We start from the raw sequence: 18,097 nt of genomic DNA, 5'->3' as shown, positions 1-18,097 counted from the left end.
CGGAAAGGATGGCATCAAAAAGATATTCAGAGCTGCGATATATATTTTCCCAAAGCATTGATTTGTTCATCACTAAGGGGACTTGCCTGTCCGTGCATGACTGCTTTCATCGCTTTGCCATAGGTTCCGGCTTGGTATCCTTTGAGGGCGTCTTTGATTTTTTCTTCTTCCCATCCTGCAATGATTAGTGAGTTTCCTAATGCTGATTTTTCAGCTCTTTTTCCATGACAGGAAGCACATTTTTGAGCGAATAAGATACTGCCGTCGGGAGTTGCTGCAGCTACGGGCTTTTCAGCAACCGGGGCAGGCGCTGCCGGGGCGATAGCAACCGGAGAAGGGGCGAGCGTTTGTTCTGACGGAACTTCTTGGACAGGCTGCGAAATATTTTCTTCCGGTATAGGGGTGGCAACGCTTTGCGGTTCATTGGAAGAAACGGCAGAAGATTCTGTAGGTTTGGATTCGCTGCATCCGAGTAAAAGAAAAGCGCACAAAGTCGGTAAAAAGTATTTCATAGATAAGACTCCTAATGTTGATTAGGACAGTTTACGATAAGTTAGTTTGAAGTTATTTTAAAAAAGAAGAAAAGAGAAAGGAATTTCGCACCGAAGTGCGAAAAGTTTTAGCGAAGTAAAACTTATTTAGCAGCGTCAGCAGCAGGAGCAGCTTCAGTAGCAGCATCAGCAGCAGGTGCAACTTCTTCAGCAGCAGGCATAGCAGCTTCTTCAGCAACTGGTGCAGCAGCTTCTTCAGCTACAGGTGCAGCTTCTTCAGTAGCAGCAGGTGCTTCAGTTGTAGCAGACTCGCTGCATCCGATAAACATTGCAGCCAAAAGCAACGCGGAAATGATTTTCATCATGGTAAGGCTCCTTAAAAAAATATGGCGGAAGTATACCACTACTCCCCCCATCCTTGTCAAGCATTTTTCGATAAATTTGAATATATTTCATCAAAAGCCCTAAAATAGGGAGTTCTAGAAGATCACATTTTTCTCAAATCGGCTATATTTTAGGGTAGTTTGGTGACATATTTTGGCATTTTTTTTTATTTTTTTTATTTTTTGATATTGGTTTACTATTGATTGTCTTTTAGGGGGCATTTAAAGGGATAAAAAGTTTAGGTTAAAATGCTCATTCTTTGATATTTTTGATCAGAATACTATCGGATACCCAATAATATTCTAATGATTTGAATTAGCGTCCTGCGGGTAATAAATCGGGTAACGGAGGAGTCTGCTCTTCGCTCCATCCTCCGCCTAATGCTTTATATAAAGAAACCGTTGTAATAAGTGCATTTTGTTTGGCGATCAGAAGCTGCTGAGAAGCTTGAATCCATTGCTGCTGGACTAGCAGCATATCGCTGTAGCTTATGCTTCCGACACGGTAGCGCAATTTACTTTGTTCCAATGCCTTTTGGATCGATTTGACCCGTGAACTTTGGTAGTTCACTTGATCTTTGGCTTTAGCGGTTTGGCCGATGGCATTATCGGTATCGTTAAATGCGCTGACAATACTTTTTTTGTAAGCTGCGAGTGTTTGGTTACGATCGGCTTCAGCCGTTTCAATCTCACCGGCGATCCGTCCTGCGGAGAAGATCGGGATACTGATAGAGGGAGCTATTTCCCAAATACGAGCCGGGTTTGAGACAAAGTTGCTGAGTTCAAGACTTTGTACTCCTAACATACCGGTTAGTTTGATACTCGGAAAATAAGCGGCACGGGCTACGCCGATCTGTGCATTGGCCGCAATGAGGTTTTGTTCAGCGGAAGCGATATCGGGACGTTTGCTCAAGATGCTTGAGGGGAGGGCAGAGGGAATATCGGGAATGACAATCGTATTCAGTGCAGATGTACTCACTGCAGAGGGATTGCGGCCTAAGAGAACGTTAAAGGTAGACTCTTCGGCAATTTTGGAGGCTTCAAGAGCGGAAAGGGTTGCTTTGGCACTTTCTAATTCGGACAAGGATTGCAATAAAACTGTTTCGGCTATAACGCCGTGTTTGTATTTGAGATCGTTCAAATCGACGATTTCACCGTTTAAGACAACGTTCTCTTTTGCCAAATCGATTTGCCCTTGCAACGATGAGAGTTTCATGTAGGATGCAGCGACATTGGAAGCGATGGAAAGTTTAATCGTTTGGGCTGCGTATTCACTCGAGAGGAGTGTCGCCCGGGCAGCTTCATTCGCACGGCGTACTTTTCCAAACAGATCAATCTCATAGCTTGCCAAGGATAGCGATCCGGCATAGGTAGAGGTGATTCCCTCCCGTAGCTGGTAGCCACCGTTAGCAGCATTGCTAACCCCTTTGCGATCCAAAGAACCGTTCGCATTGATCTGCGGGTAGAGATACGATTTTGCCTGATCGAATTTTCCCAGCAGCGCATCGACGGAAGCCCGCGAGGCTTGAATGTCATAGTTTGCCGAGAGAGCTTCGTTGATAGAACGATCCAGCGCGTCGTCTTGGAAGCTTTTCCACCATTGGGTATCAATATTTTGTGCCACTGTTTTATTGGTGTCATTGTAAAGAAATGTTTCCGGTACAGAGACATCAGGACGTACATAGTCCGGACCGATGGCGCACCCGCTTACCAATAGGGCAGCGAGGATGAGTGAGCCGTACATAGGATATTTATTCATGAGAGACTCCTTTTTCCGGGGCAATTTTCTCTTTGATCGTTGAAACCCAATAATATAGAAAAGGGATGAAATACCGCTCGATAAATGTCGCGGCGAGCATTCCGCCGAACATCGCGACACCGATTGAAAAACGTCCTGCTGCTCCGGCTCCGGAACTAAAGATGAGGGGGAGCATCCCTGCCAAAAAGGCAAAAGAGGTCATCATCATCGGACGGTAACGCAAACGGGCCGCTTCCATCGCCGAATCATAGATACTTTTACCGGCATGCCGCTGTTCTTCGGCAAACTCTACCACCAAAATCGCATTTTTGGCCGAAAGGGCAATGAGGGTCAGCAACCCGATCTGGAAGAAAACGTTGTTGTTCAAAAACGGAATCAGCCATACGATCGCATAGGCTCCCATAATACCGTAAGGGACGGCGAGCATGATTGAAATCGGCAAAGTCCAGCGTTCATACAATGCGGCAAGAATCAAATAAACCATAATAAGGGCAAAACTGATAATAATAAGCGCTTTGGACCCCACCAATTTTTCCTGCAGATAGAGCCCTTCCCAATCATAGCTTACCGTATTGGGCAAAACCGTGTCCCCTTTGGATTCAAGGGTTTTAATAATCTCACCGGAACTGAAGCCGGGGGAAGGCGATCCCATAACAGTGGTACTGAGTACTCCGTTAAAATGTTCGATAATGGCCGGTGCGCTTGACATTTTCACCTTGACGACACTTGATAGAGGAATCAGTTTGCCGCTGGATGAGCGTACCCAGGCTCTGCCGATATCTTCGGGCGTTGAGCGGTACGGTGCATCGGATTGCATCTGCACCCAATAGGTTTTACCGCTTTGATCAAATTGATTGATATTCATATAGCCGATCGTTGCCTGAAGGGTTTGAAAAATTTCGGCAATAGAGAGTCCCATCATTTTTGCTTTTTCACGGTCCACATCGACAAAGAGTGTCGGTGTATTGACATTCATCGTTGTAAAAGGGTTCGTAACACTCGGCTCACTGCGAAGCTCACTGACAAAATTATTGGTAGCATCCGCCAATTTCGTGTAATCGTTATCCCCATGCTGAAGAAGACGTATGCTAAACATATCCGAAGGTCCCATTCCCCGTATCGGCGGCGGCGGCATAGCAAAGACTTTGGCCTCGGAGATACTTCCGAGTTTCGGCCCCAAGGCATTGAGGATATTGAAGACGGAGAGTTCTTTTCCCCGTTCATCCCAGCCTGTCAGACGGGTAAAGATAACAGCCGAATTTGGCTCTTGGGAAAAGGTGAGAATATTCAGCCCGGTAATGGCCGTAAATTTATAAACGCCCGGTTGTTCTCCTAAGATCGCTTCGACTTTTTTGACCACTTCGAGTGTCCGGCTTCCGGTAGCACCTTCAGGAAGATTGACGCTGGTGATAAAGTACCCCTGATCTTCCATCGGCAGGAAAGCACTCGGAAGTGTTTTGTGGAAATAGGCGATAAACCCGTACGTCGTGAGATAGATGACCAAAAAGATCAGAGACTTTCGGATCATAAATCCTGAGCGGCGAACGTAGTTTTCCGTCATCCGTCCGAAGGCACGATTAAACCATCGGAAAAATGCCGCGGGCTCTTTTTCATGGTGTTTGAGAATCAACGCACCGATTGCCGGTGCAAACGTAAGGGCCATAAATCCTGAAAAAACAACCGAAATGGCGATCGTTGCGGCGAATTGTTTATACAGCTGACCGGTCATTCCCCCCATAAAGGTAGCGGGAATAAAAACGGCACACATAACCAAAACGATGGCGATAACAGGGCCTGAAATCTGCGTCATGGCTTTAATCGCCGCATCACGCGGAGAGAGATGCTTTTCGGTTTGTAAAATACGCTCCATATTCTCGATGACGACGATAGCATCATCGACGACTATCCCAATCGCCAAAACGAGTCCAAAGAGGGTGAGGGTATTGATCGAATATCCCAGCAAATACATTCCGATAAAAGCCCCCGTCAATGAGATCGGGATGGAGAGGATCGGAATCATTGCCGCCCGGGAACTTTGTAAAAAGAGGTAGATAACCAGACTGACCAGAACAATGGAGGCAAAAAGGGTAAAGAGTACCTCTTCAATGGAAATTTTGACGAAATCGGTGGTGTCGTAAGGGATATCATACGCGATGCCGTTTGGAAATTTATGGGAGAGCTTTTCCATTTTGGCGCTTACGGCTGCCGAAGTATCGAGGGCATTGGCGTTGGTATCGGCAAAAATACCGATCATTGCCGCCGGTTTGCCGTTCACCCGACCGAAAAATTCGTAGTTTTGGCTTCCGAGTTCAACTCTGGCGACATCTTTAAGACGAAGCGTCGAGCCATTGGGATTTGAGCGAACGATGATGTTTTGAAACTCTTCCGGGGTTGAAAAACGCCCTTTGGAGGTCAGCTGCATCGTCCACATCTGTTCACCCTCGGTTGGCGCTTGACCCAAGCGTCCCGGAGAGACTTGCAGATTCTGATCTTTAATCGCTCCGGCAATTTCTGTCGCAGTGACTCCGAGTGAAGCCATTTTATCAGGATTCAGCCAAACGCGCATTGCGTAGTCGCGCTGACCGAAGATCTGAGAACGTCCCGCACCGGGGATTTTTTTGATTTCATCCAGAAGATTGGCGGAGATATAGTTACTGATCTGTGTCGCATCGTAACTTCCGTCCGGCGAAGTGATGGCAACGATCAAAAGGATATCGGAGGTCTTTTTCTGTACCGTTACTCCAAGATCGCGGGTACTTTGCGGAAGAAGGGCAAGTACGGAATTAATCCGGTTTTGGACATCTACGGCGGCTAGATCCTGGTTGACACCAATATTAAACGTACACGTTATCGTTGCACTTCCGGGAAGGGCGGCGGCTTTGGAACTCATATACATGAGACCGTCCGCACCGGCGATTTGTGATTCCAACGGAGTCAGGATGGTATTGGCGATGGTTTGGGCATCGGCTCCGGGGTATTGTGCCGTGACCACAACGGTCGGAGGGGTAATATTCGGCAACTGCGAAATCGGCAGGCTTTTGATCGCCGAAAAACCGAGCAGCATAATGATCAAGGCGATGACGATCGATAGAACGGGCCGACTGATGAAGTATTTGCTAATCATGATAAACCTATCTTATTTTTTTTCTGTAGGGATGATTTCGGCACCCGGTTTGAGCTTACCCAGATTGTTTGCGACGATCTTTTCTCCTGCAGCCATTGTGCTTTCGATCAATATATTCCCATCGATCCAGGCTCCCGCAGTAACAGGAGTCGGAGACACGGTGTTGTTTGCTTCGATTTTATAAACAAACTTCCCTTTTTCACCGGTCAGAAGAGAGGTTTGGGGAACGTAGAAGCAGTTTTTCCACTCCATCCCTTTGACTTTGACCCGTACAAATTGTCCCGGGAGTAGTTTATGGTCGCTGTTGTCGATGACTGCACGATAGGTAATCGTCCCTGTCGTCGAATCGATAAACGGAGAAATAAAATTGATCTTGCCTTTGCGTGTCAATGTCGATCCGTCATCCAGTGTCAGTTCAACTTCGTATTTTCCGTCTTTCGGAGCGACCAGTTTTCCGCTTGCGATAGCATTTTGACGGGCGGTCCGCTCATTTTCGCTAAAGGTAAAGTTTACATACATCGGATCGCTCTGATAAACGGTGGTGAGTAATCCGTTTGCTCCGGCAGAGACGTAGGTCCCCTCATCGATTTTGGATTTATCGGTGAATCCGCTGATAGGGGAGGTGACGTTCGTATAGCTGAGATTGAGTTTGGCTTGTTCAAGTGCGGCGCGTGCCCCCATAAGAGCGGCAGCACTGTTGCGCTCATTTGCCGTAGCCGTGTCCAAGTCCTGTTGACTGGCGGCATTCGCATCGGCAAGAGGTTTGATGCGGTTTAAGACTGCTTTTGCATTGGTGTAATTGGCAGAGGCAAGCTCATAGGCGGCTTTGCTGCTTTCGAGCGAATTCTTCAAGTCGGAAGGGTCAATCGTAAAGAGGGTCTGGCCTTTATTAACCATTTGACCTTCGGTATAGGCACGTTTCAACAAATATCCTGATACCCGTGCATAGACCTGTACGGTATTGTAGGCTTGTGTTTGTCCGGTAGCTTCGAGAAGCGCAGGAAAATTACCGGATTTTATTTCAGTAACACCAACAGGAACAGGCCCTTGAGGAGGTTTTTCCATTCCGGCGGCTTTCGGGCGTTCACATCCGCTTAGAGCGAGCAGTAAAACAGATGAGAGGGTGATCGTGGCAAAGCGGTTCATTCAGATTCCTTTAGGGAGTAATTTAATGTTAGGCACATTTGTTTGAGGACACGCAAGGTTATGGCGAGCTCTTGGGGATCTATACCGCTATGGAGAAAGAGGGTCGCTTTTTCTAAAACTTCCATGGTCGGTTTTTCTAAATCGACACCTTGCGGAGTAAGGGTGACGAGATTGCACCGTTTGTCCTGACAGTCGGTTTTTCTCTGGATGAGAGAGCGTTTTTCCAGCCCTGCGATCAGACGGGTGACACTGGTTTTATCTTTTCCGACGAAATCGGCAATATTCTGTTGGGTGGATGAGCCTTCTTTCCATAAAACGACCATCACTTTGAATTGCTCAATCGTCATATCGATTCCATGGAGAGAGAGTTGACGGGTGAGAAAATGACGTGCGGCCATGGCAGAAAGATTGGTCAGACACCCTAACGACGCATCCGTCGGGCATTCACATCGATTCATAAGTAACTCCTAAATAGTTGACTATGCAACTAATTGAACGAATTCTAGAATAAAGAGGCTGAGATGTCAAGGAAAATTTGTAAATAATGTTAATGCATGGCTTTCGATGATGCGCTATAATCCGCCCAATATTTTCAGGATGGTTATTATGCTTCGTATCGGATTTATGGTGTTGTTATGGATAAGTGTATTATGGGGGGTTCAGGAGCAACGAAAAGTGCCCATCTTGGCGTATCACCGTTTCGGAATCGAAGTCACCGATTCGATGACGATTAAAACTTCTGCGTTTGCCGAACAGCTCGAATGGCTTAAAACAAACGGTTATACCGTTATCCCTCTTGAGACCGCCGCCAAGTATCTCCACGGAGATATCAAATCGATTCCCGCAAAATCGGTCGTTATTACGGTGGATGACGGGCACAAAAGTGTCTACAGCGATATGGCACCGCTTGTAAAAAAGTACAAAATACCGGTGACATTGTTTATCTATCCGAGTGCGATCTCCAATGCCAAGTATGCGATGACATGGGATCAGCTCCGTGAGCTCGAATCAACAAAACTGTTCCATGTAGAGTCCCATACCTACTGGCATCCGAATTTCAACCATGAGAAGAAAAAACTCTCTCCGGAAGAATATACAAAATTCGTCGACAAACAGCTCGGCGGTGCGAAGAAAAAACTCGAAGAGAAGACAGGACATGAGATCAAATATCTCGCATGGGTATTCGGTATCTATGATGATAACCTTTTGAACGAAGCGAAAAAGGCCGGATATGCGATGGCGCTTACGATCGACCGCCGACATGCATCTTCAAAGGATACTATGATGTCGCAACCGCGTTATCTGGTCGTGAGCAAACAGGACATAAAAGCTTTTCAACGGATGGTGAACGGGGAAGAAGAAAAAGCTTCCCAAGGAAAAAAAGAGGTCATCAAGTACTGATAAATCCACAGGAGTTTTTTTATAATTTAATACGGTGCAGAGTAGTGTAAATATGTTACAATGATTTCAGTGTTAAATTATATACTAGAAGGAAGTCTGGGTTATGATAAAACCATTGGATTTTTCAGCTCTTTATTTTACCTGTGATCTCGATAGCTTGGATTTTAAAACGACGGAAGAACTCGAACCGCTTTCGGACATCATAGGTCAAGACAGTGCGCTGGCCGCAGTCGATTTCGGTATCAATATCCAACAAGACGGCTATAACCTCTACGTTATGGGACCCTCAGGAAGCGGGAAACACTCTGTTACTACCGCTTTTTTAGAAAAAAAAGCAGCCTCTGAACCTCGCCCGGACGACTGGTGCTACGTCAATAATTTCAAAGACCACCGTGCCCCTATCGCGATCCGACTGCCCTCTGGCTATGCGACACGTTTCAGAGACGATATTGCCGAATTGATCGAATTACTTAAAACAATGCTGCCGAATGCCTTTGAAAGCAACGAATACCGCAACGCCCGTGAATCGATCGGCCAAAAATATCTTGTCCTGGAGAGCGAAATATTTCAGCATCTCCAAAAAGAGGCTGAAAACTACGGGGTTGCGATGAATACCGCATCGCCGAGCCGGGTTACGTTTGTCCCGATCGTTGATGGAAAAATTCTCTCCGCCGAAGAATTCAAAGCGATCAAAGGGGAAGCGAAAGAGGAAATCGCGAAGAAGATGAGCGCATTCGAACTCATCGTCAAAGAGGGGCTCCGAGAAGTCAGCCGGCTGAGTAAATTGCAGCAAAGAGATTTTACGGCACTTGATCGGAAAACAACATCCGATACCCTTGATTCGCTTTTGGAGGAGCTTCGTCAAACCTACAAAGACATTCCAAAGATACTGAGCTATCTTAACGCGCTTCAAGACGACGGCATCAAAAATGTCCAGGATTTTCTCGTCAAACCCGAGGAGATGGAAATGCCGCCGTTCATGCGGGAATACTACATCCCTTCATTTCGTCGTTATATCGTCAATCTTTTCATCGCGCATGATGAGAAAATGACGGCACCCGTGATCTACGAGGACAATCCTACCCACGCCAATCTCATCGGCAGAATCGAACATATCTCCCAAATGGGGACGCTGGTAACCGATTTCAGTATGATAAAACCCGGTGCGCTGCACAAAGCCAATGGTGGATATCTGATACTCGACGTCCAAAAGCTTTTGATGCAGCCGTTTTCATGGGAAGCCCTGAAGCGGGCATTGCGTTCGAAAGAGATCCGCATTGAATCGCTGGCACAGCAGTATTCGCTGATCAGCACGATCACCTTGGAACCCGAAGCTATCCCCATCGACGTTAAAGTCGTTCTGATCGGGGAACGGATTTTCTATTATCTTCTCTACCACTACGATCCGGAGTTCAAAGAGCTCTTTAAAGTCAGTGCCGATTTCGAAGAAGACATGCCGCGAAACAATGACAATATCCGTCTTTATGCGCAGATGATCGGTACTATAGCCCAAAAAAGTGCCCTTTTGCCGCTGAGTGCAGCCGCCGTTGCCCGGATCGTCGAATACAGTTCCCGAGAAGCCCAAAATGCATTAAAAATCTCGACACACGTGGGTACCTTGGCCGATTTGCTGAAAGAGTCCGACTACTGGACGCGTAAAAATCAAAGATCTCTTATCGAGAAAAGAGATATTGAAACAGCGCTGAAAGCCCAAAAAGAGCGGACAAACCGTATCCAAAAAAGACTCTATGAACAGATCGATGAGGGGACCATTCTGATCAATACTGCCGGACGCGCCGTCGGTGTCATCAATGCGTTGACCTATATTTCGATGGGGGGACATCAGTTCGGTCTTCCCTCCCGTGTAACAGCGCGCACGCGTCTGGGGAAAGGGGAGATCATCGATATTGAACGCAAAGTCGAACTCAGCGGTCCTATTCATGCCAAAGGGGTGATGATCCTCAGCTCCTACATCGGTTCCACCTATGCCAAAGAGACCCCTTTTCATCTCTCCGCATCGCTGGTATTCGAACAGTCCTACGGTATGATCGAAGGGGACAGCGCGTCATCGACAGAGCTCTATGCGATCCTCTCTTCCCTCGCGGAGCTTCCGGTTTTGCAAAACATTGCCGTCACCGGGTCTGTCAACCAGTTCGGAGAAATACAGGCTATCGGCGGAGTCAATGAGAAGATCGAAGGGTTCTTCGATGTTTGTATGAACCGTAATCCTGAAGGAGAATACGGGGTGATCATTCCGTATTCCAATGTTAAAAACCTCATGCTCAAACCGGAAGTCATTGAGGCGGCCAAAGCCGGGAAGTTTAACATTTATGCGGTTCGGAATATTCAAGAAGGTATTGCGATCCTGACGCAGACCGAGGCAGGAGAAGCGGATGAGCATGGAAACTATCCGGCAGAGTCGGTCAACGGGAAAATTATGGCGCGGCTTCAGAATTTTACGAAAACGCTGCAAAAATTCAACAAAAGTCTCAAACCCGAAGAAGAAAAAGGATAATTTATCCTTTATAGGTGTTTTATTGAAATTTAATTGTAATGGGTAGGAAATAGCGGACAATTCTAAAAAGTTAAAACAGCTTCTTAGAAGTTTATAGGGTGAAATTGCTATAATATATCTATTAAATTCCATTAGAAAGACACTCCTTTGCATTTTGAACCGTACCCATTTGAAAAACTTACTGCTTTATTGGAAGGGATTACCCCGAATCCTGCGTATTCGCCGATTGCGCTGACCATCGGTGAACCCCAGTTTGAGACTCCGGCATTTATCCAGAAATCGATTTCCAAGCACTCGGAAGAACTCCGCCGTTATCCGAAGACTGCGGGTGAAGCGTATCTGAACGAATCGATGCGCGGTTTTGTCGAGCGCCGCTTCGGGGTGAAACTCCAAGCGAACGAACTGATCAGCAGTTTCGGGACACGCGAAGTGCTCTTTAATTTTCCTCAATACTATCTGTTTGACAAACAAAGTCCCGTGATGGCGTATACGAACCCGTTCTATCAGATTTATGAAGGTGCGGCGATTGCCTCACGCGCACGGGTGATCCATCTGAACCTGACCGAGCAAAACGGCTTTAAACCGGCTGTGAACGAAGCGGAGTTAGCGGAATGTGATCTTGTGATTTTGAACTTTCCGAACAATCCGACGGCATCGGTACTCAGCCTCGAAGAGTTGGGTGAGTGGGTCAAACTTGCCCTCAAACACGATTTTCTCCTCATCAACGACGAATGCTACAGTGAGATCTATACGGATGGCAAAGTCCCTTCGCTTCTCGAAGCGTCGGTGTATGTCGGCAATAGTGCATTTAAAAATGTCCTCGTTATCAATTCGATCTCCAAACGTTCCTCCGCCCCGGGGCTCCGCAGCGGATTTATCGCCGGAGACGCCGAGATACTCAAAGGGTATGCGCAGTACCGCACCTATGTCGGCTGTGCTTCACCGCTCCCTTTGCAAGCGGCAGCGGCAATGGCATGGGCGGACGATTTCCACGTCGAAACGGCGCGTGAAGTCTATGCGGAAAATTTTAAAGCGGCACAGGAAATTTTGGGCATTGAAACGTCCGATGCGACGTTTTACGTCTGGCTCAAAGTGCCGGATGCTCTTGCGTTTACGCAGCGTCTATACCGTGACTATAATCTCAAAGTACTTCCCGGAGAGTTTTTGGCACGGGAAGATGGCAAGGGTGAAAACCCGGGAATCGGCTATATCCGTATCGCACTGGTCGAAGAGACGGTACGTACGATCAATGCGCTCAATCGCCTGAAGGAGGCCCTAAAATGAATGAACTGAAAGATAAAATTTTTAAAGCCCAAAGCGAAGGGGACATTGCGTCGTTGTACGTACTGGAGGCTCAGGCACACGATAGTTTTGATGAAGAGACCTTGATGGCATATTATGCCAATATCCTCGATTTGGCGTTGGAGCGTCTCACCAATGCCTTGGAGAGTTTGGAAAAACTCGATATGAACGAAGTTCAGGATTTTGCAACCCTCAGAGCATTGTACGAGTATGCGATCGAGCATTACAGCGCCGGTTCGGCAAGTGATGCGAGTGCATTGTTCGAAGTCCTCAGCGGAATCAGCAATGATGAAGCGTTTAGTGAAGCGATGAAAGTACACCGTGCAGGATGTGACACGAAAATTCCGTTTGATGATTTTATCGATGAGTACGTCGATATGAACGCGACACAAAACGGGGGCAAATTCTACATTAGCTATTTCAAAAAGGAAATTTCACAATGAAAATCCATTTCATCGGAATCGGCGGGATCGGTATTTCGGGACTCGCCAAATACATGCGTTTCAGCGGTCATGACGTGAGCGGTTCGGATATGAAAGAGACCCATATCACCCAGCGCTTGCGGGATCGCGGGATTACCGTCTTTATCGGTCATGACGCGGCAAACATCCCTGAGGGGTGTGAATTGGTGATCCATTCGGCCATTATCCGTCCGACCAACTCTGAGATCGTCGAAGCACACCGACGGGGCATCGAAGTGCTCCATCGCCGTGATGCGTTGCTACGGATCTTGAGTGAGAAAAAAGTGTATGCCGTATGCGGCGCGCACGGCAAGAGTACGACAACGGCAATCTTGGCGGCGATTATGGACGGAAGTGCGATTATCGGTGCGGAGTCTAAAGGATTCGGTTCCAACGTACGGTATGACGGAAGTACGGACGTTATGCTTTTCGAAGCGGACGAGTCTGACGGCAGTTTTCTAAACTCCAACCCTTACTGTTCGATCGTCACCAATGCGGAACCGGAACATATGGAGTACTACAACTACAATATCGATGAGTTTCACAGCGCCTATAAGCGTTTTATCGAGATGGGAAGTGTCCGGGTCATCAACGCGGAAGACCCTTTTATGGCAACCCTGACATGCGATGCATTACGCCTTTATCCGAGTACCGATATCACCAATATCACCTATACCCTGATCGATGATGAGCCTTACACCCGTTTTCATCTCAAAGGGTTCGGAGAGTTTGAAGTCTGGGGATTCGGCGAGCATATCGCGATGGACGCCGCATTGGCGATCATGGCCGCGGCACAGACGATGAGTATCGCGTCTATCCGCGTCCGTCTGCTCAATTTCCGCGGGATCAAAAAACGGTTTGACGTTATCTTCAAAGGAAGTGATCGTGTCATTATCGATGATTACGCCCACCATCCGACCGAAATCAAAGCAACGATGCAGTCACTTAAAACCTATACCGAACTAAAAGGGTTTGAGCGTATCGTAGCTATCTGGCAGCCGCACAAATATTCCCGTACGATCGATAACCTTGATGCGTTCGCCCTTTGTTTCGAAGGGTGTGACACGTTGATTATCCTTCCGGTATGGGCAGCGAGCGAAGAGCCCCGCGAGATCGATTTCGAGGGACGTTTTGGACGCTATAACCTTATTATGGCCGATAAACTGCACCGAGAAGGGGATACGATCCAAGTGATCGTTGCCGATGAAGTGGTGAAAACGTATGATAAAAACGTGATCGTCGGATTCGGGGCAGGGGATTTGACCTATCAGCTCAGAGGGACCAAGTAAGTTATGGGATATCTGTTGTGGTTCGGGATTGTTGCCCTTGTCTTTGCTCTGATGCACTACTTTACGGAACTGAACACCCGCCAAAAAGGGTTGATCACTCTGCTCGTAACGCTGTTCGTCATCGGGGCGATCGCCTACAATATCCGAAGCGACCGTGAACGCTCACGCGTCATTGCGATTGAGCTGCAATACCGTCAGGGAAAAAATCTCATCTGTCAGGGGATTGACGTTAACAATACGACATTCTCCTACAGTGACGGAACCCAGAGCTTTATCGGCAACAAAGGGACGGCGCATGAACAGCAGATCCTCAATGTGCGTGAGTGTCAATGAGTTCACTCTCTTCTAACCTTTCCGAACTTTTCGGAAAACTCGATCTCCTTCCTCATGTCGCCTCATTAGAACATTTTTTTTCCCGTGAGCAGAACATCGCCATTCCGGGTGACCAAGAACGCCATTTTCGCTATATTCAGGCCCTCGATGCCCTGGAGTTTAAAGCTCCGCCGAAAAGCGTTTCGTTTGAAAGCATCATCAACCACCTGAAAAAGCAGGGGGTTTTGCGGTTTGAGGATATTTACGAACTGCTCAAGGTCGTCCGTTATTTTCGTCTGATGCGCAACAGCGGATTCAGCGGACTTATCGGCGAATGGATGGAGACGATTGTTATTCCCGAGCCCTTTAGCGAGATCGATGAGTATTTCGATTATGAAGGGAATTTCATCGAATCCCGCGATGAGGAACTCCATAAAATTTCCCAGCGGATCAAAGCGATCAAAACGGAGATCAACGAATCCATCAAACGGCTCTTTCATACCCAAAAACTCACCCCTTATCTCGTCGATACCCAGATCCACTACATCAATGATGAAGAGACTCTGCTCGTGCGCGGCGGATTTAACCATGTCCTCAAAGGTTCCGTTGTTGGCCGGACGGGTGCGGGGTTTTTCTATGTCGCCCCCGATTCGGTTCTCCGTTCCAAAGAGCAGCTCCGATATGTGATGCAAGAACGCGACGCGAAGCTGTATGAGTATGCGAAACGGTTTTCCGCCAAACTTTCGAATTTGGTCCCTTTTATCGGATTTTGCGATCGCGAGTTTGAACGCTACGACCATTATCAAGCGCGGGTTTTGTTTGCCCGTGCACGGGATTATGCCATTTTAAAACCGCAAAACAATACGGATTTGGTACTCGAAGAGTTTTCCCATCCCGCACTGCATAAACCTAAACCGATCAGCGTCGATTTTCGCTCCAATCTGCTGATGATCACGGGGGTCAATGCGGGGGGTAAAACAATGCTCCTCAAATCGCTCCTTTCGGCGAGCCTGATGGCGAAATATCTCATCCCGATGAAGATCAACCCGCACAAATCTCGAATCGGGAGCTTTAAACGGATCGAGGCGGTCATCGACGATCCCCAAAGCGTGAGCAACGATATCTCGACCTTTGCGGGACGGATGGTACAGTTCAGCCATCTCTTCGAGCACAAAAGCGCCCTTGTCGGTGTCGATGAGATCGAACTGGGAACGGACAGCGACGAAGCGGCGGCATTGTTTGCCATCGTTCTCGATGAGCTGATCAAGCGAGGGCAGAAGATCATCGTCACGACCCACCACAAACGCCTCGCCGCACTGATGGCGGATCGTGAGGACGTGGAGCTGATGGCGGCATTGTATGATGAAGAACGGCGGCTTCCTACCTATGAGTTTTTGCAAGGGGTCATCGGAAAGAGCTACGCGTTCGAGACGGCATCGCGTTATGGGATCAACTCCTCCATCATCACACGGGCAAAAGCGCTCTACGGTGAAAATCACGAAAAGCTCAGCGTCCTGATCGAGCGGGGTAGCGAGCTGGAACGGAATCTGAAACGGAAAAACCGCGAGGTCGATGAGCGCTTAGAAGCCCTTAAAGCGCAGGAGAACGCGCTCAAAGAGGCGCGAGAACAGCTGCGAAGCGATCTGGATGCGGAAAAAGCGAAGCTTCGTGCGGGATATAACGAAGCGGTTCGTGAGGCCAAAGAGGCGGCACGCGGTATGGATATGGCGGCTATCCACCGACAGCTCAACAAAGCACAGGCCAAACTCCCCAAAGCGGAACCGATTAAAATCGCAGAACCTGAACCGATCAAATACGAAGCAGGGCAAGCGGTTAAATACCGCAATCAGCGCGGAACGGTGGTCAGTGTCGGAGCCAAAGATGCGATGATCGAGGTAGAGGGGATGCGTCTTCGGGTAAAGCTCACCGATCTCAAACCCAGCGGAAACCTCCCGAAAAAGCCGAAAACAACCCATACCATGCAGGTGGAGCAAAAGAGCGGATTAAAACTCGACCTCCACGGTTTGCGCGGAGAGGAAGCGTGCGAGCGGATGGACAAATTTCTCTCCGATGCACTCTTGCAGGGGTTCGATGAGGTGATCATTTATCACGGTATCGGGACGGGGAAACTCTCCTATGCCGTCAAAGAGTTCCTCAAAGGCCATCCGAGTGTCAAAAGCTTCACCGATGCTCCGCAGCATTTGGGCGGATTCGGGGCGAAAGTGGTGAGACTGTAAAAGATCCCTTTAAATAATGAGGATAACCCTATGGCAATAAGAACATTTCAAAATAATGAAAAGACTCTATTGAGATTTGTTGCGTTTTCTTCATTTCGAATAAAAGGCTCATACCGCTATAAAGATGTGCTTCAAATAATGTCATTGCCTGACGAAGCACCAAAGCCACAATATCTAATGGGTGCGTTGCAGCCTCTAATTATTGAGTATGTATATGACACAATTGGTGCAAATGAGCTTATGAATATTGTTGCTGAATACTCGAACCCATGTAGCTTTGATGAAAGGATACTTGAATCCCAATATGCTTTTACAAAGCAGGATGAAATCCTCTGTGTGTTGTCCGTAATTACTAAATATCTCATTAGCAAAGAAGAAAATGGAAAAAAATGGGTTTTGTGTGATGAAGAAGTAGATTGGATTTCTGTAGAACGTGGAGTGGGATACTACTGGAAGGGGTTAAGTGAATACGGAGAAAACTTAGCAGATATTGATACTGATGATATTCCTCAGCTACAAAGTGAAGATTACTACAGTAAAGAAGCATTTTTAAGTGAGCAATTTATACTCAGTGACTCTACCTCTTCGTTTTTAGATAAATACTTTTCATTAGATGAAGCTAAGAAAGAAGCATTTTTGTCTGCATGTGTTTTGTTTGAACGTTCATCTCGAACTTGGGCAATATCTCATAGTCTTGCATATATTGGTTTTATTTCAGGCATTGAAGCGCTAATTGAATATGAGAACAAAGATATAAAAACCGAGAAGTGTGATGATTGCGGGCAACCTAAATTTAAAGTAAGGCAAAAATTTCTCGCATTTGCAAAGAACTATGGGAATGATAGTCAAGAGTTTAAAAAATATGTGGACAAATTATATAATCGGCGATCACAAATCGGTCATGTTGGAAAACTTCTCTCCCATGATTTGGCAGGGAAAATTTCTGGTCCTGTTGTAGAACTAAATGATGAAAGAGAATTAAGAAATTTGCAGCGTGTTGTAAGGATCATGATGATTAATTGGCTTGTTAAGGTTTAGAAAAAAGGGATAGGCTAGCTTTTGAGTAGCCAAAAATTACACCCCAAAAATGAATCTCCATTTCCAAAACACTCTATAGAAAATAAAAATAGGGGTCAGGTGATAACTATAACTCCTAAGCTGGATTCCCGATCAGGTCGGGAATGACGGTCCCTCGTTCCCAACGTCCTCGTTGGGAATGCAGACGCTCGCCTGATTAAACCCTTGTTACTTTTTTTGTTCCGGCAAAAAAAGTAACCCAAAAAACCTCGTTTTTCCGGCAAATCGCACGCGCGTCTCTCGCACTTCTGCTTCGCGCGCGGCTTCCAAGGATGTCGGAAAGACTGTTTACCGATTGTTTTCGCGGGACACGAAAATATTTACATAAAAAATTCCCGTGATCCATTACCTAGAGCCGCTCAGAAGGCAGTCGTGCCGGGAGGAGCAGCGTTCATGGATCGCGGTATGCTCTTTTGGTACTTTTCTGGCTAAACAGAAAAGTATGAAGGGTTTGGAATGTCCTCTATAAACTTGACGCTTGTATATTCGCGGTTACGACGAACAGCTGACATGGGATATGCCGGCGATGTCAAAGAAGCGGTCAGGCTTTTTGGAATAGTATTTCTCTTCTATCTCGATGGACTGCTCATCGTAAGGATG

Annotated in this window: 14 protein-coding genes; 8 read left to right on the top strand and 6 right to left on the bottom strand. The window is 47.1% G+C overall.

Annotated features, from left to right (window positions below; genetic code table 11):
* Nucleotides 1–26: 26 nt before the first annotated feature.
* The 6 genes from WAO38_RS09745 to WAO38_RS09720 all read right to left on the bottom strand — a co-directional run bounded on the left by WAO38_RS09745 (nucleotide 27) and on the right by WAO38_RS09720 (nucleotide 7,361).
* Complete coding sequence (locus WAO38_RS09745; protein WP_422236620.1) at nucleotides 27–512, bottom strand: c-type cytochrome; 486 nt, start codon at nucleotides 510–512, stop codon at nucleotides 27–29.
* Nucleotides 513–634: 122 nt separating this feature from the next.
* On the bottom strand, nucleotides 635–856 hold the full coding sequence (locus tag WAO38_RS09740) for a hypothetical protein (RefSeq protein ID WP_422236618.1): 222 nt from the start codon (nucleotides 854–856) through the stop codon (nucleotides 635–637).
* 334 nt (nucleotides 857–1,190) lie between these two features.
* Nucleotides 1,191–2,633 carry an efflux transporter outer membrane subunit gene (locus tag WAO38_RS09735; protein WP_422236616.1) on the bottom strand — a complete coding sequence of 481 codons (1,443 nt, stop codon included), beginning with the start codon at nucleotides 2,631–2,633 and terminating at the stop codon, nucleotides 1,191–1,193.
* Complete coding sequence (locus WAO38_RS09730) at nucleotides 2,626–5,757, bottom strand: efflux RND transporter permease subunit (protein WP_422236614.1); 3,132 nt, start codon at nucleotides 5,755–5,757, stop codon at nucleotides 2,626–2,628. Before WAO38_RS09730 ends, WAO38_RS09735 begins: the two co-directional genes overlap by 8 nt.
* Nucleotides 5,758–5,769: 12 nt before the next feature.
* The gene (locus tag WAO38_RS09725) at nucleotides 5,770–6,903 is read right to left on the bottom strand and encodes an efflux RND transporter periplasmic adaptor subunit (protein ID WP_422236612.1); all 1,134 of its coding nucleotides are present in this window, start codon (nucleotides 6,901–6,903) and stop codon (nucleotides 5,770–5,772) included.
* Entirely contained in the window at nucleotides 6,900–7,361 is a 462-nt protein-coding gene (locus WAO38_RS09720) for a MarR family winged helix-turn-helix transcriptional regulator (protein WP_422236610.1), read from the bottom strand. Before WAO38_RS09720 ends, WAO38_RS09725 begins: the two co-directional genes overlap by 4 nt.
* 106 nt (nucleotides 7,362–7,467) lie before the next feature.
* Between WAO38_RS09720 and WAO38_RS09715 the strand changes: the two genes are divergently transcribed.
* The 8 genes from WAO38_RS09715 to WAO38_RS09680 all read left to right on the top strand — a co-directional run bounded on the left by WAO38_RS09715 (nucleotide 7,468) and on the right by WAO38_RS09680 (nucleotide 17,458).
* Complete coding sequence (locus WAO38_RS09715; protein ID WP_422236608.1) at nucleotides 7,468–8,304, top strand: polysaccharide deacetylase family protein; 837 nt, start codon at nucleotides 7,468–7,470, stop codon at nucleotides 8,302–8,304.
* Between the two features lie 103 nt (nucleotides 8,305–8,407).
* Complete coding sequence (locus WAO38_RS09710) at nucleotides 8,408–10,819, top strand: Lon protease family protein (protein ID WP_422236606.1); 2,412 nt, start codon at nucleotides 8,408–8,410, stop codon at nucleotides 10,817–10,819.
* 147 nt (nucleotides 10,820–10,966) lie between these two features.
* Nucleotides 10,967–12,103 carry a succinyldiaminopimelate transaminase gene (locus WAO38_RS09705; protein ID WP_422236604.1) on the top strand — a complete coding sequence of 379 codons (1,137 nt, stop codon included), beginning with the start codon at nucleotides 10,967–10,969 and terminating at the stop codon, nucleotides 12,101–12,103.
* Entirely contained in the window at nucleotides 12,100–12,564 is a 465-nt protein-coding gene (locus WAO38_RS09700; RefSeq protein WP_422236603.1) for a hypothetical protein, read from the top strand. Before WAO38_RS09705 ends, WAO38_RS09700 begins: the two co-directional genes overlap by 4 nt.
* Nucleotides 12,561–13,871, top strand: coding sequence for a UDP-N-acetylmuramate--L-alanine ligase (gene murC, locus WAO38_RS09695; RefSeq protein ID WP_422236601.1), 1,311 nt, complete (start codon nucleotides 12,561–12,563; stop codon nucleotides 13,869–13,871). The genes WAO38_RS09700 and murC overlap by 4 nt, the downstream gene beginning before the upstream one ends.
* Nucleotides 13,872–13,874: 3 nt before the next feature.
* Nucleotides 13,875–14,204, top strand: coding sequence for a hypothetical protein (locus WAO38_RS09690; protein ID WP_422236599.1), 330 nt, complete (start codon nucleotides 13,875–13,877; stop codon nucleotides 14,202–14,204).
* Nucleotides 14,201–16,420, top strand: a complete 2,220-nt coding sequence (locus tag WAO38_RS09685) for an endonuclease MutS2 (RefSeq protein WP_422236645.1) — start codon at nucleotides 14,201–14,203, stop codon at nucleotides 16,418–16,420. Before WAO38_RS09690 ends, WAO38_RS09685 begins: the two co-directional genes overlap by 4 nt.
* Before the next feature lie 30 nt (nucleotides 16,421–16,450).
* Nucleotides 16,451–17,458, top strand: coding sequence for a hypothetical protein (locus WAO38_RS09680; RefSeq protein WP_422236597.1), 1,008 nt, complete (start codon nucleotides 16,451–16,453; stop codon nucleotides 17,456–17,458).
* Nucleotides 17,459–18,097 lie beyond the last annotated feature (639 nt).

The organism is Sulfuricurvum sp. (genome assembly GCF_049277495.1).
In the GTDB taxonomy this organism is placed as follows: Bacteria; Campylobacterota; Campylobacteria; order Campylobacterales; family Sulfurimonadaceae; genus Sulfuricurvum.
This window is presented reverse-complemented; position numbering and strand designations above follow the sequence as displayed.

Bases quoted from the DNA above. Each gene is read 5' to 3' on its own strand.
- WAO38_RS09745 (WP_422236620.1), bottom strand. From the start codon at position 512: ATGAAATACTTTTTACCGACTTTGTGCGCTTTTCTTTTACTCGGATGC.
- WAO38_RS09740 (WP_422236618.1), bottom strand. From the start codon at position 856: ATGATGAAAATCATTTCCGCGTTGCTTTTGGCTGCAATGTTTATCGGA.
- WAO38_RS09735 (WP_422236616.1), bottom strand. From the start codon at position 2,633: ATGAATAAATATCCTATGTACGGCTCACTCATCCTCGCTGCCCTATTG.
- WAO38_RS09730 (WP_422236614.1), bottom strand. From the start codon at position 5,757: ATGATTAGCAAATACTTCATCAGTCGGCCCGTTCTATCGATCGTCATC.
- WAO38_RS09725 (WP_422236612.1), bottom strand. From the start codon at position 6,903: ATGAACCGCTTTGCCACGATCACCCTCTCATCTGTTTTACTGCTCGCT.
- WAO38_RS09720 (WP_422236610.1), bottom strand. From the start codon at position 7,361: ATGAATCGATGTGAATGCCCGACGGATGCGTCGTTAGGGTGTCTGACC.
- WAO38_RS09715 (WP_422236608.1), top strand. From the start codon at position 7,468: ATGATGCGCTATAATCCGCCCAATATTTTCAGGATGGTTATTATGCTT.
- WAO38_RS09710 (WP_422236606.1), top strand. From the start codon at position 8,408: ATGATAAAACCATTGGATTTTTCAGCTCTTTATTTTACCTGTGATCTC.
- WAO38_RS09700 (WP_422236603.1), top strand. From the start codon at position 12,100: ATGAATGAACTGAAAGATAAAATTTTTAAAGCCCAAAGCGAAGGGGAC.
- murC (WP_422236601.1), top strand. From the start codon at position 12,561: ATGAAAATCCATTTCATCGGAATCGGCGGGATCGGTATTTCGGGACTC.
- WAO38_RS09690 (WP_422236599.1), top strand. From the start codon at position 13,875: ATGGGATATCTGTTGTGGTTCGGGATTGTTGCCCTTGTCTTTGCTCTG.
- WAO38_RS09685 (WP_422236645.1), top strand. From the start codon at position 14,201: ATGAGTTCACTCTCTTCTAACCTTTCCGAACTTTTCGGAAAACTCGAT.
- WAO38_RS09680 (WP_422236597.1), top strand. From the start codon at position 16,451: ATGGCAATAAGAACATTTCAAAATAATGAAAAGACTCTATTGAGATTT.